Below are 22,559 nucleotides of genomic sequence, written 5' to 3' on the forward strand. Positions count from 1 at the left end.
TTAAAAAAACCGTTTCAAAAACCGCATAAATCAAAACACACAAAAAGGACTGTTCAATCCGCAAATCAACCGACGGGATGCGCTGTCATGCCATTCGAGGGTCAAGCCCCTGGACATCGACACGTTGATCCGCACCGCGCCTCAATCGTCGGCTCACGGCGGATGAGAGCAGTAGACCGCAAAAGAAAATATCCCGGTAAAGGGCTGTGCGAAGTCCGCCAAAGGCACGCGCCTCAGGGTCTTCCGGGCCAAAGCACCCGCAATCGATATCGAGCCCGAGGTAGATCCCGTACCCGAGGATCGCCATGAAAAACAGCAGAAGCACAAACAGGGTCTCCAAGGCCCCCCGCATATCGAAAATCAGGGCCAGACCCGCCACCACTTCCACCACGGGCAACACCACGGCCACCAGGCCGGAGAACCCCTCGGGAAGAAGTCCAAAGGCATCGATCACCACGGTAAAAGCGGCCGGGTCCATGAGCTTTCCCGCACCGGACCACAGAAAAATTCCGGCCACCAGAAACCGGAGTCCCCTGTAAACCCATCTGTTTTTCAAAACATATGCCATGGTTCCCCCTGCCATCACCGTGCTTTTTCGACCGATTTCAATGGTGTTGCATATATCGGGCAGTGAGTAAAAAAACCAATCGTTTGTATTGATGGCATGGGGAAAAACCATTTACGATTTCAATACGGCCCCACCACGCCGTGAGGGCAAAACCACCCTGGCACTCCCCGTCCATCTGTGGCACACTTTCCCCATGAAAACGCACCCAGCCCCCTTTCCCACACTGACCGCCATCATCCCCACCCTCAACGAGGAGGCAGGAATCGCCGATGCCGTGAAGAGCCTTGCCATTGGAGGCCCTTTCCTTGACATCGTGGTGGCCGACGCAGGCTCCACGGATGCCACCTGCATCCTGGCAGAGGCTGCCGGGGCCCGGGTGGTGAGGTGCGCACGTAAGGGCCGGGGCTTGCAGATCGCCGAGGCGTGGGCCACCTGCAGCGGGGATGTTCTGGTGGTGCTCCATGCCGATGCCCGCTTTCCGGCCCACGGCGCCGAGGCCATCCGGAAGATCCTTGCCCACAGCGCCGTTCCCGGCGGCGCCTTCTCCATGGGGTTTTCCCCTGCCACGGCCCGCACCCGTCTCATCACAGGGTTAAATCACCTGCGCTGCCACACCACGGGCATCAGCTTCGGCGACCAGTGTCAGTTCGTAAGGCGCTCAGTCCTTGATGGCGCAGGGGGATTTCCCCCCATGAAGCTCATGGAGGATGTGGAGCTCTCCCTGATGATGAAGCGCGCAGGAAAGCCGGTGCTTCTCCCCCAACGGGTCACTGTCTCCCCCAGACGATGGCAAGCAACCCCCTTCACTCAAGGCGTCACCCGTGTCCTCTTCCTTTTCTTTGCCTATCTCATCAGACGGAAAATGGGCCACCCCCCCGGTGACGGGAGAAACCATGGTACCACAAAAAGTACTACAGCGCCTGACGAAGATTTCATATCTGCTGTATCAGACAGAAGATCAGTTCCTATTTTCCTACTAAAGAAAAAACGTTGAGGCGTTCGGCACATTGCCGGACGCCCCAGTTATTTAAGCCCCTCCCCCCTTGACAAACCGGTGGATTCTTCCTATCTGCACAGTGAAAATAAGTTAAAATTATTCACTGACAGTCTTTAAGGATTCTTCTATGGAACACATGGGTATCGTCTCGATTCTGCCGGTTGTGCTGGCAATCATCATCGCAATCAAGCTCAAAAACGTCATTCCGGCACTCTTTGCAGGCGTCCTCACAGGGGTTCTCATCCTCTCAGGGGGTCACCCCGTCACGGCTGTCACCACCATGATCAAATCCTATCTCTTTGCCCAGGTCGCCGACAGCTACAATGCGGGCGTCCTGGTTCTCCTGGTTTTTATCGGGGGATTTGTGGGGCTCATGGAAAAATCGGGCGGGGCTGCCGCCTTTGCCCTGAAGATGACGGAGATCGTCAACAACCGGTTCAAGGTGCAGCTCTCCGCCTGGCTGGGGGGAATCATCGTCTTTTTCTCGGACCTCGGAACGCCCCTCATCGTGGGGCCCATCTCCGAACCCCTCTTTGACAAGCTGAGGGTCTCCCGGGAGAAACTGGCCTGGATCATCGACTCCACAGCCTCCCCCATTGCCGTGCTCGTTCCCTTCATCGGCTGGGGGGTGTACGTCATGGGGCTCATCCAGAAGGAGTTCACAGCCCTGGGCATCGCCGAATCCGACTGGACCGCCTTTATCAAGGCCATTCCTTTTCAGTTCTACCCGATCCTGGCGGTCATCATGGTGCCGGTGGTGGCATTCACCGGCTATGAGTTCAGCGCCATGGCCCGGGCCGAAAAACGCACCATCGACACCGGGGAGCGATACTGGCCCCACTCCAAGCCCCTGAGGCACGCCAACGATGAGCGGAACGCCAACAGCAAGGCCATCCTCATCTGGCTCCCCCTCATCGTCCTCTTCGTCACCCTCTTCGGCATCCTGGGTCCCTTGGGATTTCCCCTGAAAAAGGTCCCGGGCAGCACCTTTCGCACGGCCCTGAGCACCGGGTACCTCTTTGCGGCCATCACCATCATCTCCCTCATGGTCTTTCATAAGGTGAAAACCCTGGGCGAAAGCTTCGACATCTATTTTTCCGGGATGAACAAGATGATGAACGTGGCGGTGATTCTCGTGCTGGCCTGGTCCCTGGGGGCTGTGGGGAAACACATGGGAACGGCAAACTACATCATCGAGGTGACCCACGGCACCCTGCCCGCCTGGGGCGTGCCTGCCGTGGTCTTTCTGATCGGTGGGATCATGTCCTTTGCAACGGGCTCGTCCTGGGGGACCTTTGCCATCCTCATGCCCCTGGTCATCCCCATGTCGGAAACCCTGGGCGCCCCCCTCCACGCATGCATCGGGGCGGTCCTCTCCGGCGGGCTCTTCGGAGACCACTGCTCTCCAATCTCCGACACCACCATCCTCTCCTCCACCGGGGCCGGATGCGATCACATCGACCACGTAGAGACCCAGCTGCCTTACGCCCTGCTCAACGGCACTGTGAGCCTCGTGGCCTACCTGCTTGCGGGCATCACGGGAAGCGCCCTCTGCCTGCTTTTGGCCATGGCCACCCTGGTGGCCTCCCTGGTGATCCTCTCCAAACGAAACGGCGTCCATATCCCCAACACCACCGTTGAGGATGTGGAGCGGCTCACCGCAGAGCCTGCTGCGGCCCGGGAGTAAGGAGACAACGCACCTCCGGCGGGCAGGGGGGACGGTGCAAAGGCTTCCGTCCCCTTTAATGCGTTTCCTTGCCTGCCGGGGGGACGGGACTCAGCATGTCCGCCACCAGGGCGTCAATGGACTCTTTCCGGGCGGTATCCGCTTTTTTCATGTCTGCCATGCCCTGGGCCAGGGTCCGCCAGGCAGGCTCTTTGTCTCCCGGCCTGAACATGGCCACCAGGATGGAGCCTTTTTGAAAGGCCGACTGGTTGATCCCTTCGGTGGAAAGCCCTGCCACCATGCCGGTTTTCCGAAAAATATCCTCATCGGTAATCTTCGACTCCATCCCCAGGCCGAAGCCGATGATGAAATCGGGTTCCGCAGACACCGCCACCAGCACGTAGCCTTTGCCTTCCATGGTCCTGCGGATGGCATCCCGCGTCATGCCCACAAGCATCTCTGCACCGGATCCGGAGCCAAGGTAGGCGGCATTGCCCACCGGATAGATGGCAAAAGCACGTGCCGGAGGGGCCACCAGGCCCAGGTCTCCGATCACCAGCTTGCTCACGGTCCTGGGCTCGTTTCCAGACAGGGATGCACAGCCCGCAAGCAGCACCAGCCCCACAAATCCAAACCAGATCTTCTTCATGGCCCACCTTAAATTGATTGCATTGTTTCAGGGTAACAATTTATCAACAACAACGTATCAGACGGTCAAACCATGCGGTTCCCTGTACGATCATCCCATGGATGCGGCGATGCGATTGACCTCAGCCATCACGGAGTCCACGTCCACGGTAAGGAGCCTGCCCTCTTTCACCACCTGCCTGCCCTCCACAAAGACGTCCCGCACATCGGCCCCTGAGGCGGCATACACAAGGTGGGAGACGGGGTTGTGGGTGGGGGTGAGGTGGGGTTTGTTCATGTCCACCAGGATGATGTCCGCGCGCTTACCGGGAAGAAGGCTGCCGATACTCCGGCAATTGGCGCTGGCGCCTTCCCGGGTCGCCATCTCCAGGACGGTCCAGGCGTCCATGGCCACGGGGTCCAGACTGTATGCCTTGTGAAGCTTGGCTGTCACCTGCATGTCGTTGAAGAGGTCCAGGTTGTTGTTGCTGGCCGCGCCGTCGGTTCCCAGGCCCACGTGGATCCCTTTGTCCATGAGGGCCTGGGCCGGGCAGAGCCCCGAGGCGAGCTTGGTGTTGCTCCCCGGGTTGTGGGATGCGGCGGCACCGCGGCGTGCCACAAGGTCCATGTCCCCGTTGTTCATCCAGACGTTGTGGATGAGCAGGGTGGCCTCGTCCAGGATGTGGAGGTCGTCCAGGAGCTGATACGGAGAAATACCCCGCTCCTCTTTCAGACGCTGCACCTCGTCTTCGGTTTCTGCCACATGGATCTGGAACAACACGCCCAAAAGGCGGCAGGCCTCCTTGGCCGCGGCCAGGGTCTTTTCGCTGCAGGTGTAGGGGGTGTGGCAGAAGATGGACGGGGTGATAAGGGAAAAACGGTCCTTCCACGCCTCCACAAAGGCGGCGGCTTTTTCCACGTTCACAGAAGGGTCGGGCACCCCGGGCGCGGGAAAATCGATGACGCCGTGGGCCAGCACCCCGCGCATCCCGGTCTCCACCACGGCTTCTGCCACCTCCCCTTCGTAAAAATAGCCGTCACACACTGTGGTGGTGCCGGACAAGAGCATCTCCGCGCAGGAGAGCAGGGCCCCTGCCCGCACCGTCTCCGGGTTGATGTGGGCGGCTTCGGCCGGAAAGATATGCTCGTTGAGCCATGAGGCCAGGGGCATGTCGTCAGCCAGCCCCCGGAACAGGGACATGGGGCTGTGGCAGTGGGTGTTCACCAGGCCGGGCATCACCACGCAGCCTGTTGCATTCACCACGGTCTCGGCCTCGGGGAGCGCGTCCCCCGCCCGGAACACAGCCCCCACCACCCCGTCTTTCACCAGCACAGCGCCCCCGTCGTAAACCTCGCGGTCCGTCATGGGGAGCACCCACCCGCCCTTGATTAACGTCGTCCCTCTGGTCATCGCTCCGTCCCTTTCAATAAAGAATCGCTTCAATAATCAAACGGCATCCCTGCCGTTTCCCACCCGGCCACGCCCTATCCCCTGCTCCCTGCTCCCTACTCCCTGCTCCCTGCTCCCTACTCACTATTCACCTATTACCTATTGCCTATTGCCCTATGACCTGTTTCAACACCATCTCAAACCCCGGCCGTGCCTTCTCTGCCACAGCCAGCACCTTTTCCACGGTGGCCTCTTCCGGGTTGTCCGGATCGTTGATGTTGGTGATGAGGGAGAGGCCCAGGGTACTCATCCCCGCATGGGTCGCGGCGATCACCTCCATGACCGTGGAAAACCCCACACAGTCCGCCCCGATGGTCCGTAGCCAGCGCATCTCGGCCGGGGTTTCAAGGCTGGGGCCCATAAGGCCCGCATAGACCCCCTGGCACACCGGCACATCCAGGTCGCGGGCCATGGCAAAGGCTGCATCGGAGAGGTCTCGGTTGTAGGCATGGATCATGGAAGGAAAGCGCAGGCCCCAGTCATCGTTGTTGGGACCCACCAGGGGATTTTCACCGGTGAGGTTCAGGTGGTCCCGTATCACCATGAGGCTCCCCTCTTTAAAGGTAGGGTTGAGACCACCGGCGGCGTTGGTGACGATGAGGGTCCGGGCCCCCAAGGCTCGGGCCACCCGAATGGGAAAGGTCACCTCACGGGCTGTGTAGCCCTCGTACAGATGAAAGCGCCCCTGCATCACCATCACGGGGGTACCGGATGCATCGCCGCAAAGAAGGCACCCGGCGTGGCTCTCAACGGTGGCCAGGGGAAACCCGGGGATCTCCCCGTACATCAGGGAAGCCTCTTCCGAGACAAACCCGGTGCAGTCGGACAGGCCGGTGCCTGCCATGATCAGGATGTCGGGGGTCTTTGGCCAGCGGCTCCGAATATGTGCCGCGGCCTCGGTCAGTCGTGCGGTGCTCTCATCCATGGGCGCTCCCTTGTATGAACGGTGGACTCAGGTATGCTTCATGATGGAACAAAAAAGATATCGTTTTGCTGATGTCGCCATCTACTATCCCTTGGGGGCGAAAGGCTTGTCAAGAGCATCCCCGCTTTTCAAGCCCCTTGCTCCTTCGGCCCCAGGATGCGGTGCGCTGCGGACCGGCGTACAGGGGCTTTCCAGAGGATTCTTTTCTGGCACCGGGAATCGTTTTTATCGATTTTATCCTTGAAAGGGTTGACCAATCGTGGTTGATTCTTATCTTCATTGAAAAACGTTCGGCAGCCCCAAAAATCATACGGCCCTTCAAAAATTCCAACCCAGGCGCCCTGTGACGGCCAGCCGAAAATGCTCAAGGCAACAACGCCTCGTCGGGACATCATGGACTTTCGAAATGTCGGCAGCACCCGGCTGCAAGCATTCGTGAACCGCCGGGTGGATGCGAGGCCATATATTATGCTTAACGGGAGAATACCATGTGGGATTATACGGAAAAGGTCAGGGAGCACTTTCTGAACCCCAGAAACGTCGGCGTGATTGAAAACGCCAGCGGTGTCGGTGAAGTGGGGTCCCTCTCCTGCGGTGACGCACTGAAACTCACCATTCGCGTGGGCGAGAACGATATCATTGAAGACGCTAAATTTCAGACCTTTGGATGCGCAAGCGCCATCGCCTCCTCTTCGGCACTGACCGAAATGGTCAAAGGCCTGACCCTGGACGAAGCAACCAAGATCACCAACGACGATATCGCCGAGTTCCTGGGTGGGCTTCCCAAAGAAAAGATCCACTGCTCCGTCATGGGCCGCGACGGCCTGGAGCGCGCCATTGCCGACTACCGTGGCGAGGTGGTGAAAGAGACCCAGGGCAACGTGGTCTGTGAATGCTTCGGGGTCACCGACCTCGAGATCGAGCGCGCAGTGAAAGAAGACGGCCTGACCACCATCGACCAGGTGATCAACCACCTCAAGGCTGGCGGCGGCTGCGGCAAATGCCACGACGACATTGAAGCCATCATCCACAAGATCAAGGGTGATGCGCCCATGGAGATCATCAAGCCCGTGCGCATGAGCAACATGCAGAAGATCAAGCTCATCGAAAGCACCCTGGAGCGTGAGATCAAACCCACCCTCCAGAAAGACAGGGGCGACATCGAGCTTGTGGACGTGGTGGGCGATAAGGTCTACGTCCGCCTCCAGGGCTCCTGCGCCTCCTGCAGCAAGTCCCAGATTACGCTGAAAAACCATGTGGAAGCCAAGCTCCGGGAGCTGGTGACCTCGGAACTCGTGGTGGAGGAGGTGAAGTAATGCGCACCGTATATCTTGACAACAACGCAACCACCCGAGTGGCCGACGAAGTCCTCGAAGAGATGATCCCCTGCCTGCGGGATGTATACGGCAACCCCTCATCCATGCACCACAAGGGCGCTGAAGCCGGTGAGCCCCTGAACCTTGCCCGCCGTCGCGTGGCAGCCCTCCTGGGTGCCCAGCCGGAAGAGATCCTCTTCACCAGCTGCGGCACCGAGAGCGACTCCACCGCCATCAACGCGGCCCTGACGGCTCACCCCGACCGAAAGCACATCATCACCACCATGGTGGAGCACCCCGCGGTCCTGAGCTACTGCGAGTATCTGGAGAAAAAGGGCTACCGCGTTACCTTCGTCCCCGTGGACAAAAAGGGCTGCCTTGATCTCAAGGCGCTGTACGCGGCCGTCTCCGAAGAGACCGCCATTGTCAGCATCATGTGGGCCAACAACGAGACCGGCACCATCTTCCCCGTGGAAGAGATCGCCAAGAAGGTAAAATCATTGGGCGCGGCAGTCTTCCACACCGATGCGGTGCAGGCTGTGGGGAAAATCGACATCGACATGGCCGACTCGGCCATTGATATGCTCGCCCTGTCCGGTCACAAGCTCCATGCCCCCAAGGGCGTGGGCGCACTCTACATCCGCAAGGGCACCAAGTTCGCCCCCTTCCTCATGGGCGGCCACCAGGAAAAGGGACGTCGTGCCGGCACCGAGAACCACTCCTCCATCGTGGCCCTGGGCCGCGCCTGCGAGCTTGCCGCAGAAAAGATGGAAGAGGAGAACACCCGGGTCAAAGCCCTTCGGGACCGCCTTGAAAAAGGCCTTCTTGAAACCATCCCCAACAGCTTTGTCAACGGGGACCTGGATAACCGCCTGCCCAACACCTGCAGCATCAGCTTCGAGTATGTGGAAGGCGAAGCCATCCTCCTGATGATGAACGAGTTCGGGATCTGTGCTTCTTCGGGATCTGCCTGCACCTCGGGCTCCCTGGAGCCCTCCCACGTGCTGAGGGCCATGGGCGTGCCCTTTACCGCTGCCCACGGCACCATCCGGTTCTCGTTGTCCATCGACAACACCGACGAGGACATCGACACCGTCCTTGAGTGCCTGCCCGGCATCATCAACACCCTGCGCCAGATGTCCCCCTTCTGGGCAGAAGCCATGGCAGCCAAAGCCTGATCAAAACGGGAATGTCCACAAAACGCCCGTCATAAAAAACCGCCCCCCGTATTCGGGGGGCGGTTTTTTTGGTTGCGACGGTCACCTGACGCCCGGCGGCCACCTTCAGGAGACCGTCCAAGGCGTCAGGGAAACTGGGTTTCAAGGGCCTGGCCAGCCAGGCCCCCAAGGATCACAGCAGGGCATTGTGGGAGAGGTCGATCGTGGTGACCGGCTTGTGCTTGCTGCGCCATTTACCGACGCGCTGCCACTGCTCCCGCTTCTCCTCTTGCGTCCTGCGCTCAACACCCTTCCACGTGCCGGATTCCACGCGACGCCTGTCCTGGGCGGAGCGGTTGACCATCGTCTGTTTGTGTTTCATCCCATTCCCCCTTTCCCGTGCACGAAAGACCTTCATCACCATGCAACCGGGGGTACCGGAGCGACATGGCGGATTGCCTCGGCGGGCACCCTTGCGCCGCTGCCGCCCCTCGTTGGTCGTGGGCCGGTGACGGACATGGAAGAGATCAAAAAAACATCGCGGCCGGAAATCAAACGGAAAAAGAGAGAGAAAGGGAAAAGGCACTCATGGAGAGTGAAAGCAAGGGGTGAGGCGGCGCATCCATGTCCGTGTCACCTGCTACTATACTACGACGATAGAAAAATCCTGTCAAAGGGATGCACATGTTGTAACCCTTTTCCTGAAAGCGTCTCTTAAAGGGCATGGACCATGAATGGCGACGTCTCCGGGGATTTGCCCGGAGGCTTGTGTGCCCAACCCGGTGAACCCCGTACATGAAGGACACCCATGAACCCGACTTTATCACGACGCGCGTTTCTCAAGGGGAGCGTTGCCAGCGCAGCCACGGCGGTAACGGCAGCAGCCCTGCCTGCACGGGCCGAGGCCGCAGACCCCGAGGGCTACCTCACCACCCTGCTGGACCTCTCCAGGTGCGTGGGGTGCGGTGAATGTGTCATGGCCTGCAAAGAGGCCCACGAAAAGGACTTTCCCCAGCCCCAAAAGCCCTTTCCCGCCATGCACCCAAGCCGGGTGCCGGTGGAGGACTTCAGCGATGAACAGGATGAGGAGGGGCGCCTCAGCCCGTACAACTGGCTCACCATCCAGGAGGCCGAGGTCACGGTGAACGGCGAAGAGCAGACCCTTTACATCCCCAGGCGCTGCATGCACTGCATCAACCCGCCCTGCGTAAAGCTCTGCCCCTGGGGCGCGGCGGTCCAGGAAAAAAACGGGCTCTCCCACATCAACGACGCCCTCTGCCTAGGGGGCGCCAAATGCCGCAAAGCCTGCCCCTGGCACATCCCCCAGCGCCAGACCGGGGTCGGGCTCTACCTGGATCTTTTGCCCTCCCTTGCCGGGAACGGGGTGATGTACAAGTGCGACCGCTGCCACACCCGGCTCAAAGACGGAGAAGAGCCCGCCTGCATCGAGGCCTGCCCCGAAGGCGTACAGAGCATCGGACCAAGGGACGAAATGATCGCGAAGGCCAGGGCCCTTGCAAAGGAGATGAACGGGTACATCTACGGCCTGGACGAAAACGGGGGGACCACCACCCTCTACGTCTCCCCCGTCCCCTTTGAGACCCTGAACAGCGCCGTGGACCAGGGCCCAGGCCTGCCCGACCTCGCCCCCCACGGCAACAGCATGGCCCTGGCGGAAAACGCGGGGGCGGCCATGCTCCTGGCGCCCCTGGCGGGCTTTGCAGCGGCCGCAGGGCGCGTCTTTCTGAAGCTCAAAAAAGCCGCAAAGGAGGAGAAAGCCCCATGAACCCATTGTTCCGCACCCTCTTTCGGGTCAACATGCTCTTTCTTGCCTTAAGCGGCGTGGGCCACATGCCCATCTTCAAGCGGTACTACATCGCCGACATCCCGGGCTTCGGCTGGCTGGCGGAGTTCCATATCACCCTGGCCGTCCACTACCTCACCGCCGCCCTCTTCCTGGCCATGGCCGCCTGGCTCGTCACCACGCACCTCCTGGAAAAAGGCGGCCCCCTCACCCCCGCCGCACGGGTGAAAACAGGCCTATATGCGGCCATCATCGCCTCGGGGGGCCTTCTGGTGATCAAAAACCTTAAAGGGGTCTACATGCCGGCGGCTGCCATCACCACCCTGGACCTCATCCACCTTTTCGGGGCCTTTGCCTTGGGTATTGCCGCCCTTGTGGCCGTCATCAAAGGCACGGGATGGATCAGGTCCGCCGAGGGATAACGGGAAAAATGCCTTCTATGGTTAAAATCGGTTTAAAAAGCAGGCCTCCGGCGGCAAGGTGGGGCACCTTGAAACCCTATGGCGAATGCATGAAGGCAACCATTTCGCGACAGGTTTCGGGGCATTCGCGTGATGTGTGACATCTGGCAACCGTCTTTGCAGGAGAGGCCCATTTCATTCTTCTAAAAACACGATACAGAAGGTTTGATAAAAAGGTCGTAGAGGCACAACCCTTGGCCGCCGGCAGTGCGGTTAAATCCACAATGGACAAGTGGCAACAACGTATCCTGTTACGTCGAAGCTTGTGAGCCAACCCGCATAAACCATCGGCGTTTATGTCGGGCGAAGCCCGAGCCGAAGGCGCGTGCGCGTTTTTCCTGAGGAACGAAGGAAAATGCGCACGCGCAATCAGTTTTCGAGGTGACTCACCTCGCCGCCGGAGGCACGCTTTTTGCCGGTCACTTTAATTATAGAAGACAAACTGAATCGTTACGTTTATTCGCTGTCCAACGTCCGGACTTTGCGATAATCTGAACCATGAAACACCAAGCCCGGATATTTCACGAGTCGGGTGCACCCATATTCAAGGCATCAGAGCTGCAGATGTAGTGGTTTACCTCAAAGCTCTGATAACGCAGAAGATGGGTGCACTCGGCTCGCCCGAAGGGTGAGAAAATCAAACAGCAAACGCTGATTTACATTTTACATTCTAAAAACAGCTGACACTTTTTTTTGTAGCCATCCGAAATCATATCATTTTCCTTTCTGATGGTTGTTTTCTCATGAAATATCAGGGTACGGGGACTTTGCCCCTTAAAAGAAGGAGTATCATCATGAACGCACTGCTTGCCATGGGACTCATCGTCGTGATCTGGATCGCCCTCCAGGTCTGGATCCTGCCTAAAATGGGGATCACATGCCTGATGAGCAACCTGTGCCATGTGAAGGAAGAGGTTCGACACCAATGGGAAGGGACGCAAACCGGGTGCCTGACATCACGGACCAGGATACGGAGCTCATCACGGCCATCCAGAACGGGGCCGCAGAGAGATTTGAAGAGCTGGTGGCGCGGTACGAAGGAAAGCTCTACAACTTCGGGCTCCGCATCTGCAAGGACGCCTCCGACGCCGAAGACCTTGCCCAGGAGACCTTCATCAACATCTTCCGGTATATCAAAGATTTTCGGCAGGAGACAAAATTCAAAAACTGGATGTACCGCATCGCCACCAGTGTCTGCCATCGCATGCGGCGCCGGTCCAAATACGCCCCGGAGCGGGAACTCTCGCTTGATGAGTTCCTGCCCGCTGACCACGCCGACATTGACACGGAGCTGCCGGAATGGGCGGCCATGCCCATCCGCCAGGTGTTGAACCGGGAGCTGGGGGAGCACCTCAAGGCATCGGTGAAAGAGCTGCCCCCCCAGTACCGGCTGGTCCTGGTCTTACGGGACATGGAGGGATTCTCCACAGACGAGGCCGCCGAGATCCTGGGCATCACGCCCGCCAACGTCAAGGTGCGGCTCCACCGCGCCCGTCTCTTCCTGCGGGAAGAATTAAAGGGGTATTTCCATGACAACCAACCACACACACCATGATCACGAAGCGTGCCTGAAGCTGTTTGCCAAACTCTCGGAATACATCGACGGGGAGACCGATGAGGTGACCTGCGAGGCGATCCGTGCCCACGCTAGAAGCACTGGCCCCTGCTGCACCACGTGCCTGGAGACCCTGAAACGGACCGTTGGATTCTGCGAAGAGGTGGGGGAGGAACCGGTCCCCCCCGGGTTTTCCCAAAGGCTGAGGAAGGCCCTAAACAACATGCCCCACGGCAGTATGCCCTAAGGCGTAAAAAAAGCCCCCGGCGGTCCTGCCGAGGGCCAAACGTTCAAAATATCTTCCAAACAGGTTGTAACACAGCCTTTCCAAACCCAGCCGGAGGCAACCTGAAGGGTGCTCGCCGGTTTTAGAAGACGAATACGGCCACGGGAACCACGGCGGCTGCCGTGGCAACGGCGCCTGCGGTCTCGTGGTCTTCATCGGCAGCACCCAGGCCTGAGGCCAGCACCAGGGCTGCCGTGGCCAGGTACCCGGCCCCTGCATGGATGTTCTCACGTGTCCACCCATCCCTGAAATTGATCCCCCCGCCGTAGGCCATATGGCCGGAGGTACCGGCAGCCACGCCGCAGAGGGCGGCGCTGGCCCCGCTGATCTTGTGAAAGGTGGAGTCATCCCCCGAGGCCACAGCCATGATGGTGAGGGCAATGGCCCCGTAGCCTGTGATGCGGTGGGTCTGATAAACATCGGGCATGTAAAAAAGCGGGGTGGCGTATCGGTCCTGATAGGTGTCCATCTCCGCGTCCTCGGGGTAAAGCTGGTCTTCCTGGTAGGTAACGTCGTCGGACGGCTTCATGTAATCGGGGGTCTGGTTCCACCCCGCGGACACGACCCCCAAGCACCATGCCAGCCAGCACCATCCACACCAGGCACCTGCGCCCCATCCAAAGCATCCCTTTCTTCATCAGCATCCTTGCTCCTTTTCCCCCGAAAAGGGGGACATTGCCACGGCCTGGGCCGTGCTGTTCCATCCGTGAACGAAAACACTTTTTATCCTGAACGCACCGGCAGTTGAAGGCGTGCCGGTCGTTCCGGGTCTTGCCTACTTTTTTCAATCTCTGCCACGGGAAATCTCGGAAACGATGTCATGAAATTTATCCCTGATAGGGATTCTATCGGACACCGCCCAAGGGAGGTTTAATCGATTTTCCGGCCCGTGCCCTCCCGGCCCATCCGTCGCATTCTTCCCTCCGGGAGGGACGGCTGTGTCCCACGGGGGCCTTTTTTGTGGCATTCCCGATTCACCTGTATTATATAACGGGCTGCAATTCGGATGGAAATTCACGAACAACGGAAAAACACGGCGTCGCCCGCCACCGAAAGGGGCGATGCGAAATACCATAGAAAAAGAGATGATCAAGAAAAAACCATACGGCGCCAACGCCAAAGAGCAGCTCAAGGCCAGCGCACGGGACAAAATGTACCGTTTTCTCCTGGCCGACGACACCGTCCGCGGTGTCTTTGTCCATGGAACCCGCATGATCAACGAAATGCGCGGCAACTTCGACCTGGGGATCCTGGAGACCTACATCCTCGGCCACGCCTACCTGGGGTGCACCCTCATGAGCGCCAACTTAAAGGGCGGGGACCGCATCGGCCTCTCCCTGGACGGCACCGGACCGGCCAAAGGCCTCTCCGTGGAAGCCAACGCCTACGGCGAGGTGCGCGGATTCCTTAAAAAGAGCCCCATCCCGGTGAAGGCCCCCCTGGAGAGCCTTTCCATGTCCCCCTTCCTCGGGGCAGGCATGCTCACCGTCACCAAGGTCATCGAGGGGATGAAACAGCCTTACACCGGCCAGGTGGCCCTGGAGTACGGCAACATCGCCGAAGACCTGGCCAACTACTGCTTCACCTCTGAGCAGACCCCCACGGTCTTCAACCTCAGCATCAACTTCGACCAGGACGGCGAGGTGGTGGGAGCAGGAGGCCTCTTCCTCCAGGTGATGCCCGGAGCCCCTGAGGAGACCGACAAGAAAATCGAAGAGCTCATGGCCTCTTTCCCTCCCCCGGGGACATCGCCGGCGAGCAGACGCAGAAGAGGTCATTGAAACAAGTTTTCCGAACTCTCGCCCAAACTCCTTGGGAGCCACCGCGTGGAGTTCTTCTGCCGCTGCTCCGAAAAGGCCTTTGCAGGGCACCTTGCCATGCTCCCCAAAAAGGACCTGGCCGCCATTGCCAACGAAGGCCCCTTTCCCGTGGAACTTCGGTGCCACAACTGCAACAGCGTCTACCACTTCTCCAAAGAGGAGATCACGGAGATCCTGAACAAGAAAAAGGCTAAAGGCTAAAGGCTAAAAAGCATGGAATGGCTGTGCTCCGTCAATCAATAAAAAATGCCGGGCACAGGTCATCCCACCAAAGGGTCAACCGTCTCAACATATGCGTCTCCCCTTCGCCAACCTCGGCGCTATGACCGATCAGCGGCTGTGATCAAACCCGGGGAACGAGGGGCTGAGAACAACCGCAAACCCGGGAGTCTTTATTGTCACGCGTCATCACCGGTCTTGAACACCTTCTGGAATCACCGCCTGCCTGGGCGCGGGAGGGCAAACTGGCCCTTCTGGCCAACCCTGCGTCGGTGGGCCCTTCCTACCGCCACGCCCGGGACCTCATGGCCGAGGCCCTGCCGGGGAGCCTGGGGGCTCTTTTCTCTCCCCAGCACGGTTTTTTTGCTGACAAGCAGGACAACATGATCGAATCGGGCCATGGGCTCGACCCGGTCACCGGGGTGCCGGTCTTCAGCCTATACGGCGAAACCCGCTGGCCCACGGACGAAATGCTTGAGGGCATCGACACGGTGGTGGTGGACATCCAGGATGTAGGCACCCGCGTCTACACCTTTATCTGGACCCTCACCTACATCATGGAGGCGGCGGCTGACAAAGGCTTTCACGTGGCGGTCCTGGACCGGCCCAACCCCATCGGCGGGGTTAAGGTGGAAGGCAACCTCACAGAAGCGGCCTACACCTCCTTTGTGGGGCGCTACCCCATTCCCATGCGCCACGGCATGACCATGGGCGAGCTGGCCCTCTTCTTCAACGAGCGGTTCGGCATCGGCTGCGACCTCACCGTGGTGCCCATGAAAGGGTGGACCCGATCCATGCACTTCGGCGACACCGGCCTTCCCTGGGTGCTGCCCTCCCCCAACATGCCCTGCGAAGAGGCGGCCCTGGTCTACCCCGGCCAGGTGATCCTGGAAGGGTGCAACCTCTCGGAAGGGCGGGGCACCACCCGGCCCTTTGAGCTCTTCGGCGCCCCCTACCTCGACACCACCAAACTTAAAAACACCCTGGCCCCTGAAAGCCTTGAAGGCTGCATCCTCCGGCAGACAGGCTTTGAGCCCACCTTCGGCAAATGGGCGGGTGAGCTCTGCAAGGGCTTTCAGATAACATGCCACCACGGGGCGCCTCCTCTGCCCCGTACCGCCTCAGCCTCGACATCATCCGGGCGGCCATGGCCAACCATCCCGATAAGTTTGCCTGGAAGCAGCCCCCCTACGAGTACGAATACGAAAAACTTCCCATGGACATGATCCTGGGATCTCGTGCACTCAGGGAAAGCCTTGAAGCAGGAACGGCCATTGATAAACTGGAAGCACAGTGGCAGGATGGACTGGACGATTTCAGGAAGAGCCGGGAAGCCTTTTTGATCTACAACACCTGACGCGGAGCAGACCATGGCCAAACAGGATGATGAGGGCGCCCTCTGGAAACGCATGAGTTTCAAGGGCAACAAAGTGTGGGCGGAGGTTGATGAAGCCGAGGCCCTTCGCCTTGACGGCGGGCGTGTGCGCATCAAGTACAACCTCAAGCAGACCCATGAATACAAGGTCTATCCCGATACCCTGAAGTCCGACGCCCCGGAAAACCTCATCCCCAAAGGCGCCAAAAAGAAAAAAACAGACGAGGAAAAAACATCCCCCCAAAAAGGGGAGGTCAGCGTGCCTCCACCCCAGCGCCCCGGCCTTGTGCGCGAGGTGCCCCTGGAAGGGCTTTCCACCACCGAACCCGGCGTCATCCACATCTTCACCGACGGAGCCAGCTCCGGCAACCCCGGCCCCTCGGGCATCGGGGTCTTTTTCCGCTACGGGCCCCACGAGCGGGAGATCTCCCGGAACATCGGCCAGGGCACCAACAACATCGCCGAACTCGAAGCCATCCGCACGGCCCTCTCCGAAGTGAAAAAGCCCGAGCTTCCCGTGCGCATCTACACCGATTCCAGCTACGCCCTGGGCCTCATCGCCAAAGGCTGGAAAGCCCAGGCCAACCGGGAGCTGGTGGAAGAGATCCGCGCCCTCACCCGAAAGTTTTCAAACCTCGTCTTCGTCAAAGTCAAAGGCCACGCCGGTTTTCCCGAAAATGAAAAAGCCGACCAGCTGGCCACCTCCGCCATCAAAAACTAAAATACAGGGGCTACAGCCCCTGCACCCCAGGCTCGCGAATGCTCCAACCCTCGTCCCTCGGGTTGTCACATTCGCTGACGGGCTGCGCCCGTAATGGACGGGGTGTGTCTCAAAAACAAAAAACGCAGGCGGTATTCACATGAATACCGCCTGCGCCTGGCCTTCAGGGACCTGTTTGTGGGGATAAGGAGGATTTCTTAGAAGATGTAGGAGAGGTTGATGCCGCCGGAGACGGCAAAGTCATGGTCGACATTGGTGAAGTCTTCGTAGTCGCTGGTGTCCCTGACGTTGACCACGTAATCCAGAGCCACCTTGCTCCAGGAGTAGCCGATACCGAAGGAGGCCTGGGCACCGGAAAAATCCTTATCGGCTTTGACACTCACACCGCCGATGGTCCCGCCGTCGTACTCCCAGGTTTCGGTAAACACCCCGATACCGCCGAACACGTTGAACCCTTTATAGAAGTTGGTACCCAGAAGAAGCTGGAGATCGCCGCCGCTTACGTCCCATTTGGAGTCGTCATCATTTTCTGCTGCGGCAACCACCTCGCTTCGCAGCGCCACATGCTTGGTAAAACACGCGGTGCCCACAATGGCCCCCCCGTAGAATTCCTCGTCATGGCTGTTTACGCTGGAGCTGTCGTCAGCAATGATAAGCCCGTAGGTTCCCACACCCAGCTTGAACTTGGTCCCGCTCTCTTCCGCCATGGCGTTTCCTGCGGTCATCATCATACATACGGCCACTGCCAACCCTGCAACTGCTCGAACTGCTTTTTTCATCGTGATACTCCTAAAACATAAATGGTACGTCAAAGCCTCAACAGAGGCGGTTTATTTCCTATCAACGGGTCGGAAGCTACCACAGGGCTGATGCATCAGGTATGATCTGCTTCACACCTCCAAAAAAAACGGAAAAAATGAGCATAAAAAACAGAGGCACCGCCATCAGACAACAAAAAAGGGGTTGATTTCAACTAAGAAATCAACCCCTTAATACGATGCCTTTATTTAAAAAAAGATCAGTGGCCGCCGCCCTTCCCTTCTTTTGTGTCCTTAAGGGCTTTAAAAATGCACCAGTTGAGCCCCACGGTGAGGATGATCAGCACGTACCACATCCCCCCGAAAAACAGGTAATGGCCCGCGTCCCAGACCCACTCCCAGACAAATGGAAACATGGCTCTCTCCTTTTCATGCCGGGGCCTGTGATAAAACCAAGGCCCCGGTCGGTTGGTCGTTTACGGTCTCTCGACAGGGTTGAGCTCTTTCTCCTGGGGAAACACCGGCAGGTACCGATAGGAAAGAGCAATGATCAGGATGGCCCCTGCCACGGGCAGGATGGTGGTGGCCCACTCCTGCCACGACGGAAAGTAGAGGACCCAGGAATCAAAGGTCATGACCGGCATGGCCATGGGCTGCATGACCATGACCCAGCGGTTCACGCACACCCCGATAACGGCCAGGGTCACGGCAACGATAAAGAGCCTGCTGTTCTGGCGCCACTCTTTTTTAAGGAGAATGGCCGCGGGCACGATGCCGCAGATCACCAGCTCAAGGATCAGAATCCAGATGCCGTGGTAGTTCTGGGAGTTGGTGTAGAACTCCATGAAGGTAAAGCCGGTCTTGGGTACGGTCACCACGGCCCACCAGATGGTATCGGCGATCTTGGCCACCATGTAGGTGCCCAGCATCCAGCCGGAGATCTTGGCCAACAGGTCGTAGACGTTGTCCTTGACCAGGCGCTTGCCCGTGATCTTCTCGGTGATCTTGCAGCACAGCATGGTAAAGCAGGGGCCGCAGGCCGCCGCAGACCAGGTGTAGAGAAAGAAGGTCCAGGGCCAGCAGCCGCCGCAGGCCGAAGGGGCGCCCGTAGAGCACGCCGGTGACGCCGCCCGAAAGACCCCTGGTGGAAGCAGGAGAGAAAGGCGCCGGTGGCGGCAAAGACAGCCATCACCTCATGCATGCGGTGGCCCAGGTTGTGAAAGAAGGGATTCTGGTCGATCTTTCGGTTCTCCAGCACCAGCGGCAGGTACTCAATGGCCAGCACCGACAGGTAGAGCGAAAGACAAAAAGCCACCTCCAGCGGACGTTGGCGTGCCAGAAAATAAACCACCCGCGCAAAGGCTGGCCGATGTCGATGGCCAGGATCAGCATGGCGGAGCAGTAGCAGCAGAAACCCACGATAACGGCAAAGTTGATGATGTTCTTCAGCTCGTCTTTCCCCACCACGTAGCGGAGAAAGCCGGTGAAGAAGGCACCGCCTCCCACGGCGATAACCGCCAGGTCGGCCCAGATCCAGAGGGCAAACCCGTAGGAATCGTTCATGTTGGTCTGATTGAGGCCCTTGAACCAGCAGAGGTAGGCGGCATAAAGCCCCCAGACCACCAGCGCCGCCGGAATGACCAGACCAAGGGTAAACCGCTTGAGAGAGCAACGCTCAACACCTTCGGGTATCAAAGCAGAGTCCATAAATCCTTACCCCTCGCCGCCTCCACCTGTGTGCAGGCGGCCATTTAGAGATTTTTTAAAACGCCCGTGGCTGCCGGGCGTCTGTCTTGTCCTGATAGAAGCGGGCCTGATCAGTGGCCGCCCTTGCCCTCAAGGTGATAGGCTCCGGGTTTTCCGGTGGGCTCTTCGCTGCTCACGTAGTTGTCACCTGCCCGTCTCACCCACTCACGGCTGGAGAGGTAGTAGACCTTCGGGTTGGTGTGCAGGCGTTCAAGCAACCGGAATGCGCGCTTGTCTTTTTTCAGGGTGTACACGGCGTGGTCGGGGTTGTTCAGGTCCCCGAAGGTGATGGCGCCGGAAGGACACGCCTGGGTGCACGCAGTCTGGTACTCCATCTCCTCCACGTCCCGCTCTTCCAGATAGGCCTTCTCCTTGGCCAGCTGGTAACGGTGGAAGCAGAAGCTGCACTTCTCCACCACACCGCGCATACGCGGAGAGACGTCCGGAGAGAGGGACTCTTCCACCTTGGCGGGCCAGACCGGGTCCCACCAGTTGAAGTAACGGGCGTGATACGGGCAGGCCGCCATGCAGTACCGGCAGCCGAAGCAGCGGGTGTAGATCTGGCTGACAATGCCGGTGGAGTGGTCGTAGTCCGTGGCCGTGGCCGGGCAGACCGACACGCAAGGAGAGTGACCGTCGTCGTGCTTGCCGCCGCAATGCTGGCAGGGACGGGGGATATAGCAGATCTCGGTGTCGGGAAAATCCTTGCCGTTGGTGATGCGGTAGACCCGGATCCAGGTCGTGCTCAAAAGCTTGTCGCTTTCGTCTTTCCTGACGGGGACGTTGTTCTCGGCCGAGCAAGCCACCATGCAGGATCCGCAACCGGTGCACTTGTCGAGGTCGATGACCATGCCGAATTTCTTCGCCCTCGTATCGTTTGATTCCGTATTCATGAAAAACCTCGTATGAGATGGGTTTTCGTCAGTTGTTCACGAGCCGTTGCCGCGCTCAGGCTACCCCTTGGCCAGGGATGCCTTGGCGCCCCAGGTGCAGTTGAGCCCTGTGGCAGGGTCGGCCATGGTGCCGGAAAGGGCTGTGTAGCTCGCCCCCTTGCCCCCGATGTAGTCGTCAAAGGCTGTATGCCCCAGGCCTGCGGCCAGGGCCACCACACCGGGCATCACCCCTTCGAAGAGGGTGACCACCACCTTGGCGCTGCCAAAGGGTGTGGACAGGGTGGCGGTGTCGCCGTCTTTGAGACCCGCCTGCCTGGCGGTCTTGGGGTGAAGCTCCACATGGGAGACCCCTTTGGTCAGCATCCGGTCCGAGATGGTCTTCATGGTAAACGGAGCGTCGGCCACGGGACCGCTGGCAATGCGCAGGGACCACCTCGGCACCAGGGTGAAGGGAAGGCCGGAGGCCGCCCCTTCGGCAGCCAGGGCAACGGGTCCTTCGGGGATGACAAAGGTAAAGCGCTGGGACGTACCCAGGATGCGCTCAAGGCCTTTTTTCCAGGCGATGTCACCCTGCCAGGTACCCTCGTCGTAGAGGGTCTCCCACATCTCCCCGCAGCTCTCTTCGAGGTAGGTTTCGTAGTCGTCCCAGCCAAAGGAGTCGCTGCCGCCTTCCAGCTGAGCGCCCACGCTGATGAGCACGTCCCCGGTGTGCTTGGTATCCATCACCGGGTCGATGGCCGGCTGGGCCAGGTTGACGGTGGGTCGCTCCAGGCCAGCACGAACCGGCACATCCTGGAGTTTTTCCAGGTGGGTGTGGTCGGGCAGGATCAGGTCCGCCATGGCCGCGGTCTCGTCCATGTAAGGAGAAAAGCTGACGATGGTGCCGATGGCGGCCAGGGACTCTTTTGCCTTGTCCGAGGTGGCCAGGGTGTAGAAGGGGTTGGTGCCCCAGTCCATGAGGAGCTGGGTCTTGCCGGGCTCGGTAAGCTCTGCGAGCTTGGCCCCCAGATCGGCGGTTTCGGCGGTGGCCACGGCGTAGGGCAGGGCCCCCACCTTCACCAGGCCGCCGTCACGCTGGACGGACCCTTTCAGGGCGTTCAGGGCAAAGACCGCCAGGGCCTCGGCAAGGCTCACGGGGGTCTCCCCTTTTCCGCGACCGCAGATGGCCACGGGACGGCGCGCCCCGGCAAAGGCCACGGCCACCTTTTTCACCATGGCAGGAGTGACCCCTGTCACGGCTTCGGCCTTCTCAGGCGCGTAGTTCTCAAGGAGCCAGGCGCTGAAGGCGTCGAACCCTTCGGTGGCCGTTGAGACAAAGATGTGATCGTAGAGTTTTTCCTGGACCATGGCAGCGGCCACGGAGAGGGCAAACACCCCTTCGGTGCCGGGCTTGGCAGGTACCCACATGTCGGCCATGGAGGCGGTGGTGGAGAGGTAGGATTCCACCTGGATCATCTTTTTGGAACCGGCGGTTTTGACCATGCGCACCGGAGCGCCCCACCCTTCGGCCACGGCGCTGCCGAGGCTCAGGATCAGGTCGGTGTTTTCCGTGTCAAAGCCCACGCCTTCCCCGGGCTTGCGGCCCATGGTCATGGCCATGGCCTGCTCCAGGGTGTCGTGAACAGACGGCAGGGTCAAAAAGCGGTCGGAACCCAGGGTGTCCAGCAGGCGCTGAAACAGGGCGGGAACGCTGCCGCTGCGGGAGGCCGACAGGGCGGCCACGCCCTTGCCGTCGGAGAGGCTGCCCAGCTTTTCCGCCAGCTGCGCTTCGGCCTCTTCCCAGGAAATGCGGTTCCATTTGCCCTCACCGCGCTTGCCGGCCCGCACCATGGGGCCCTCAATGCGCGAGGGGCCGTAGAGGAGCTGAGTGGCCGAGATGCCAATACCGCAGAGGTCACCGCTGTTCACGGCGCTCTCGGGGCTCCCTTCGATTTTCACCACACGTTCGCCCACCTTGCGCACCGCAAGGCTGCAGCCGCCGGGGCAGAGGGTGCACGCCCCACCGACGTAATAGTACTCTCCGGTCTCGGGAACCGGCGTCCAGGACCAATTCTGGGTCCAGATGGACACATCGTCCGTCAACTTCCAGGGAAGGGGAGAGAGCAGGGTACCGGCCGTGGCTCCCATTCCCAAAGCGAGAAAATGTCTCCTGTTGATCTTCATATGTGAATCACCCCTTGAAAGGATTGATCGTTCGCGTTGAAGCTAAAAAACA

Annotated in this window: 23 protein-coding genes and 1 pseudogene; 12 read left to right on the forward strand and 12 right to left on the reverse strand. The window is 59.6% G+C overall.

The window, feature by feature from the left end; genetic code table 11:
• Positions 1 to 85: 85 nt before the first annotated feature.
• Complete coding sequence (locus ACOYW1_RS22200) at positions 86 to 568, reverse strand: MauE/DoxX family redox-associated membrane protein (RefSeq protein WP_482419779.1); 483 nt, start codon at positions 566 to 568, stop codon at positions 86 to 88.
• A 193-nt stretch (positions 569 to 761) separates the two neighbouring features.
• Between ACOYW1_RS22200 and ACOYW1_RS22205 the strand changes: the two genes are divergently transcribed.
• Complete coding sequence (locus tag ACOYW1_RS22205) at positions 762 to 1,562, forward strand: TIGR04283 family arsenosugar biosynthesis glycosyltransferase (RefSeq protein ID WP_482419780.1); 801 nt, start codon at positions 762 to 764, stop codon at positions 1,560 to 1,562.
• A 130-nt stretch (positions 1,563 to 1,692) separates the two neighbouring features.
• Complete coding sequence (locus tag ACOYW1_RS22210) at positions 1,693 to 3,252, forward strand: Na+/H+ antiporter NhaC family protein (protein WP_482419781.1); 1,560 nt, start codon at positions 1,693 to 1,695, stop codon at positions 3,250 to 3,252.
• Between the two features lie 55 nt (positions 3,253 to 3,307).
• Here the strand turns inward: ACOYW1_RS22210 and ACOYW1_RS22215 are convergent, their stop codons facing one another.
• From ACOYW1_RS22215 to ACOYW1_RS22225, 3 genes are all read right to left on the reverse strand, one after another.
• Positions 3,308 to 3,880: a DUF4136 domain-containing protein gene (locus ACOYW1_RS22215; RefSeq protein WP_482419782.1), complete on the reverse strand. Its 573-nt coding sequence runs from the start codon at positions 3,878 to 3,880 to the stop codon at positions 3,308 to 3,310.
• A 90-nt stretch (positions 3,881 to 3,970) separates the two neighbouring features.
• Positions 3,971 to 5,269, reverse strand: coding sequence for an amidohydrolase (locus ACOYW1_RS22220; protein WP_482419783.1), 1,299 nt, complete (start codon positions 5,267 to 5,269; stop codon positions 3,971 to 3,973).
• Positions 5,270 to 5,414: 145 nt separating this feature from the next.
• The gene (locus ACOYW1_RS22225) at positions 5,415 to 6,233 is read right to left on the reverse strand and encodes a purine-nucleoside phosphorylase (RefSeq protein WP_482417837.1); all 819 of its coding nucleotides are present in this window, start codon (positions 6,231 to 6,233) and stop codon (positions 5,415 to 5,417) included.
• 488 nt (positions 6,234 to 6,721) lie between these two features.
• On the opposite strand from ACOYW1_RS22225, the gene nifU reads away from it, so the two are divergent.
• Complete coding sequence (nifU, locus tag ACOYW1_RS22230) at positions 6,722 to 7,549, forward strand: Fe-S cluster assembly protein NifU (RefSeq protein WP_482417838.1); 828 nt, start codon at positions 6,722 to 6,724, stop codon at positions 7,547 to 7,549.
• Entirely contained in the window at positions 7,549 to 8,727 is a 1,179-nt protein-coding gene (gene nifS, locus ACOYW1_RS22235; protein WP_482419784.1) for a cysteine desulfurase NifS, read from the forward strand. The genes nifU and nifS overlap by 1 nt, the downstream gene beginning before the upstream one ends.
• Before the next feature lie 172 nt (positions 8,728 to 8,899).
• On the opposite strand, the gene ACOYW1_RS22240 is transcribed toward nifS, so the two are convergent.
• Complete coding sequence (locus ACOYW1_RS22240) at positions 8,900 to 9,088, reverse strand: hypothetical protein (protein WP_482417840.1); 189 nt, start codon at positions 9,086 to 9,088, stop codon at positions 8,900 to 8,902.
• 426 nt (positions 9,089 to 9,514) lie between these two features.
• Between ACOYW1_RS22240 and ACOYW1_RS22245 the strand changes: the two genes are divergently transcribed.
• The 4 genes from ACOYW1_RS22245 (at position 9,515) to ACOYW1_RS22260 (ending at position 12,773) form a co-directional block, all read left to right on the forward strand.
• Positions 9,515 to 10,492 carry a 4Fe-4S dicluster domain-containing protein gene (locus tag ACOYW1_RS22245; RefSeq protein ID WP_482419785.1) on the forward strand — a complete coding sequence of 326 codons (978 nt, stop codon included), beginning with the start codon at positions 9,515 to 9,517 and terminating at the stop codon, positions 10,490 to 10,492.
• Entirely contained in the window at positions 10,489 to 10,932 is a 444-nt protein-coding gene (locus tag ACOYW1_RS22250; RefSeq protein WP_482419786.1) for a hypothetical protein, read from the forward strand. The genes ACOYW1_RS22245 and ACOYW1_RS22250 overlap by 4 nt, the downstream gene beginning before the upstream one ends.
• 985 nt (positions 10,933 to 11,917) lie before the next feature.
• Entirely contained in the window at positions 11,918 to 12,526 is a 609-nt protein-coding gene (locus tag ACOYW1_RS22255; protein WP_482419787.1) for an RNA polymerase sigma factor, read from the forward strand.
• A complete protein-coding gene (locus ACOYW1_RS22260; protein WP_482419788.1) occupies positions 12,501 to 12,773 on the forward strand; it encodes an anti-sigma factor family protein in 273 nt (90 codons plus the stop codon). The genes ACOYW1_RS22255 and ACOYW1_RS22260 overlap by 26 nt, the downstream gene beginning before the upstream one ends.
• 121 nt (positions 12,774 to 12,894) lie before the next feature.
• On the opposite strand, the gene ACOYW1_RS22265 is transcribed toward ACOYW1_RS22260, so the two are convergent.
• Entirely contained in the window at positions 12,895 to 13,383 is a 489-nt protein-coding gene (locus tag ACOYW1_RS22265) for a hypothetical protein (RefSeq protein ID WP_482419789.1), read from the reverse strand.
• Positions 13,384 to 13,963: 580 nt separating this feature from the next.
• Between ACOYW1_RS22265 and ACOYW1_RS22270 the strand changes: the two are divergent.
• The 4 genes and pseudogenes from ACOYW1_RS22270 (at position 13,964) to ACOYW1_RS22285 (ending at position 16,947) form a co-directional block, all read left to right on the forward strand.
• Positions 13,964 to 14,833 (forward strand): annotated as a pseudogene (locus ACOYW1_RS22270) (Hsp33 family molecular chaperone HslO).
• A gap of 194 nt (positions 14,834 to 15,027) precedes the next feature.
• Positions 15,028 to 16,077, forward strand: coding sequence for an exo-beta-N-acetylmuramidase NamZ family protein (locus ACOYW1_RS22275; RefSeq protein WP_482419790.1), 1,050 nt, complete (start codon positions 15,028 to 15,030; stop codon positions 16,075 to 16,077).
• On the forward strand, positions 15,999 to 16,208 hold the full coding sequence (locus ACOYW1_RS22280) for a hypothetical protein (protein WP_482419791.1): 210 nt from the start codon (positions 15,999 to 16,001) through the stop codon (positions 16,206 to 16,208). The genes ACOYW1_RS22275 and ACOYW1_RS22280 overlap by 79 nt, the downstream gene beginning before the upstream one ends.
• Positions 16,209 to 16,221: 13 nt before the next feature.
• Positions 16,222 to 16,947 carry an RNase H family protein gene (locus ACOYW1_RS22285; protein ID WP_482419792.1) on the forward strand — a complete coding sequence of 242 codons (726 nt, stop codon included), beginning with the start codon at positions 16,222 to 16,224 and terminating at the stop codon, positions 16,945 to 16,947.
• A gap of 197 nt (positions 16,948 to 17,144) precedes the next feature.
• On the opposite strand, the gene ACOYW1_RS22290 is transcribed toward ACOYW1_RS22285, so the two are convergent.
• The 6 genes from ACOYW1_RS22290 to qrcB all read right to left on the reverse strand — a co-directional run bounded on the left by ACOYW1_RS22290 (position 17,145) and on the right by qrcB (position 22,507).
• The gene (locus tag ACOYW1_RS22290; RefSeq protein WP_482419793.1) at positions 17,145 to 17,726 is read right to left on the reverse strand and encodes a hypothetical protein; all 582 of its coding nucleotides are present in this window, start codon (positions 17,724 to 17,726) and stop codon (positions 17,145 to 17,147) included.
• 239 nt (positions 17,727 to 17,965) lie between these two features.
• Entirely contained in the window at positions 17,966 to 18,121 is a 156-nt protein-coding gene (locus tag ACOYW1_RS22295; RefSeq protein ID WP_180139201.1) for a hypothetical protein, read from the reverse strand.
• A 60-nt stretch (positions 18,122 to 18,181) separates the two neighbouring features.
• The gene (locus ACOYW1_RS22300; protein WP_482419794.1) at positions 18,182 to 18,724 is read right to left on the reverse strand and encodes a hypothetical protein; all 543 of its coding nucleotides are present in this window, start codon (positions 18,722 to 18,724) and stop codon (positions 18,182 to 18,184) included.
• Positions 18,725 to 18,893: 169 nt separating this feature from the next.
• Positions 18,894 to 19,412, reverse strand: coding sequence for a hypothetical protein (locus ACOYW1_RS22305; RefSeq protein WP_482419795.1), 519 nt, complete (start codon positions 19,410 to 19,412; stop codon positions 18,894 to 18,896).
• A gap of 110 nt (positions 19,413 to 19,522) precedes the next feature.
• A complete protein-coding gene (gene qrcC / locus ACOYW1_RS22310) occupies positions 19,523 to 20,344 on the reverse strand; it encodes a menaquinone reductase iron-sulfur cluster-binding subunit QrcC (protein ID WP_180139194.1) in 822 nt (273 codons plus the stop codon).
• A gap of 60 nt (positions 20,345 to 20,404) precedes the next feature.
• Positions 20,405 to 22,507, reverse strand: a complete 2,103-nt coding sequence (gene qrcB / locus ACOYW1_RS22315; RefSeq protein ID WP_482419796.1) for a menaquinone reductase molybdopterin-binding-like subunit QrcB — start codon at positions 22,505 to 22,507, stop codon at positions 20,405 to 20,407.
• Positions 22,508 to 22,559 lie beyond the last annotated feature (52 nt).

The sequence above is a fragment of the Desulfoluna sp. CYM3A genome, assembly GCF_056829965.1.

Coding starts and splice junctions, on each gene's coding strand:
- ACOYW1_RS22200 (WP_482419779.1), bottom strand. CDS start 568: ATGGCATATGTTTTGAAAAACAGATGGGTTTACAGGGGACTCCGGTTT.
- ACOYW1_RS22205 (WP_482419780.1), top strand. CDS start 762: ATGAAAACGCACCCAGCCCCCTTTCCCACACTGACCGCCATCATCCCC.
- ACOYW1_RS22210 (WP_482419781.1), top strand. CDS start 1,693: ATGGAACACATGGGTATCGTCTCGATTCTGCCGGTTGTGCTGGCAATC.
- ACOYW1_RS22215 (WP_482419782.1), bottom strand. CDS start 3,880: ATGAAGAAGATCTGGTTTGGATTTGTGGGGCTGGTGCTGCTTGCGGGC.
- ACOYW1_RS22220 (WP_482419783.1), bottom strand. CDS start 5,269: ATGACCAGAGGGACGACGTTAATCAAGGGCGGGTGGGTGCTCCCCATG.
- ACOYW1_RS22225 (WP_482417837.1), bottom strand. CDS start 6,233: ATGGATGAGAGCACCGCACGACTGACCGAGGCCGCGGCACATATTCGG.
- nifU (WP_482417838.1), top strand. CDS start 6,722: ATGTGGGATTATACGGAAAAGGTCAGGGAGCACTTTCTGAACCCCAGA.
- nifS (WP_482419784.1), top strand. CDS start 7,549: ATGCGCACCGTATATCTTGACAACAACGCAACCACCCGAGTGGCCGAC.
- ACOYW1_RS22240 (WP_482417840.1), bottom strand. CDS start 9,088: ATGAAACACAAACAGACGATGGTCAACCGCTCCGCCCAGGACAGGCGT.
- ACOYW1_RS22245 (WP_482419785.1), top strand. CDS start 9,515: ATGAACCCGACTTTATCACGACGCGCGTTTCTCAAGGGGAGCGTTGCC.
- ACOYW1_RS22250 (WP_482419786.1), top strand. CDS start 10,489: ATGAACCCATTGTTCCGCACCCTCTTTCGGGTCAACATGCTCTTTCTT.
- ACOYW1_RS22260 (WP_482419788.1), top strand. CDS start 12,501: ATGACAACCAACCACACACACCATGATCACGAAGCGTGCCTGAAGCTG.
- ACOYW1_RS22280 (WP_482419791.1), top strand. CDS start 15,999: ATGGCCAACCATCCCGATAAGTTTGCCTGGAAGCAGCCCCCCTACGAG.
- ACOYW1_RS22285 (WP_482419792.1), top strand. CDS start 16,222: ATGGCCAAACAGGATGATGAGGGCGCCCTCTGGAAACGCATGAGTTTC.
- ACOYW1_RS22290 (WP_482419793.1), bottom strand. CDS start 17,726: ATGAAAAAAGCAGTTCGAGCAGTTGCAGGGTTGGCAGTGGCCGTATGT.
- ACOYW1_RS22295 (WP_180139201.1), bottom strand. CDS start 18,121: ATGTTTCCATTTGTCTGGGAGTGGGTCTGGGACGCGGGCCATTACCTG.
- ACOYW1_RS22300 (WP_482419794.1), bottom strand. CDS start 18,724: ATGCTGTGCTGCAAGATCACCGAGAAGATCACGGGCAAGCGCCTGGTC.
- ACOYW1_RS22305 (WP_482419795.1), bottom strand. CDS start 19,412: ATGGACTCTGCTTTGATACCCGAAGGTGTTGAGCGTTGCTCTCTCAAG.
- qrcC (WP_180139194.1), bottom strand. CDS start 20,344: ATGAATACGGAATCAAACGATACGAGGGCGAAGAAATTCGGCATGGTC.
- qrcB (WP_482419796.1), bottom strand. CDS start 22,507: ATGAAGATCAACAGGAGACATTTTCTCGCTTTGGGAATGGGAGCCACG.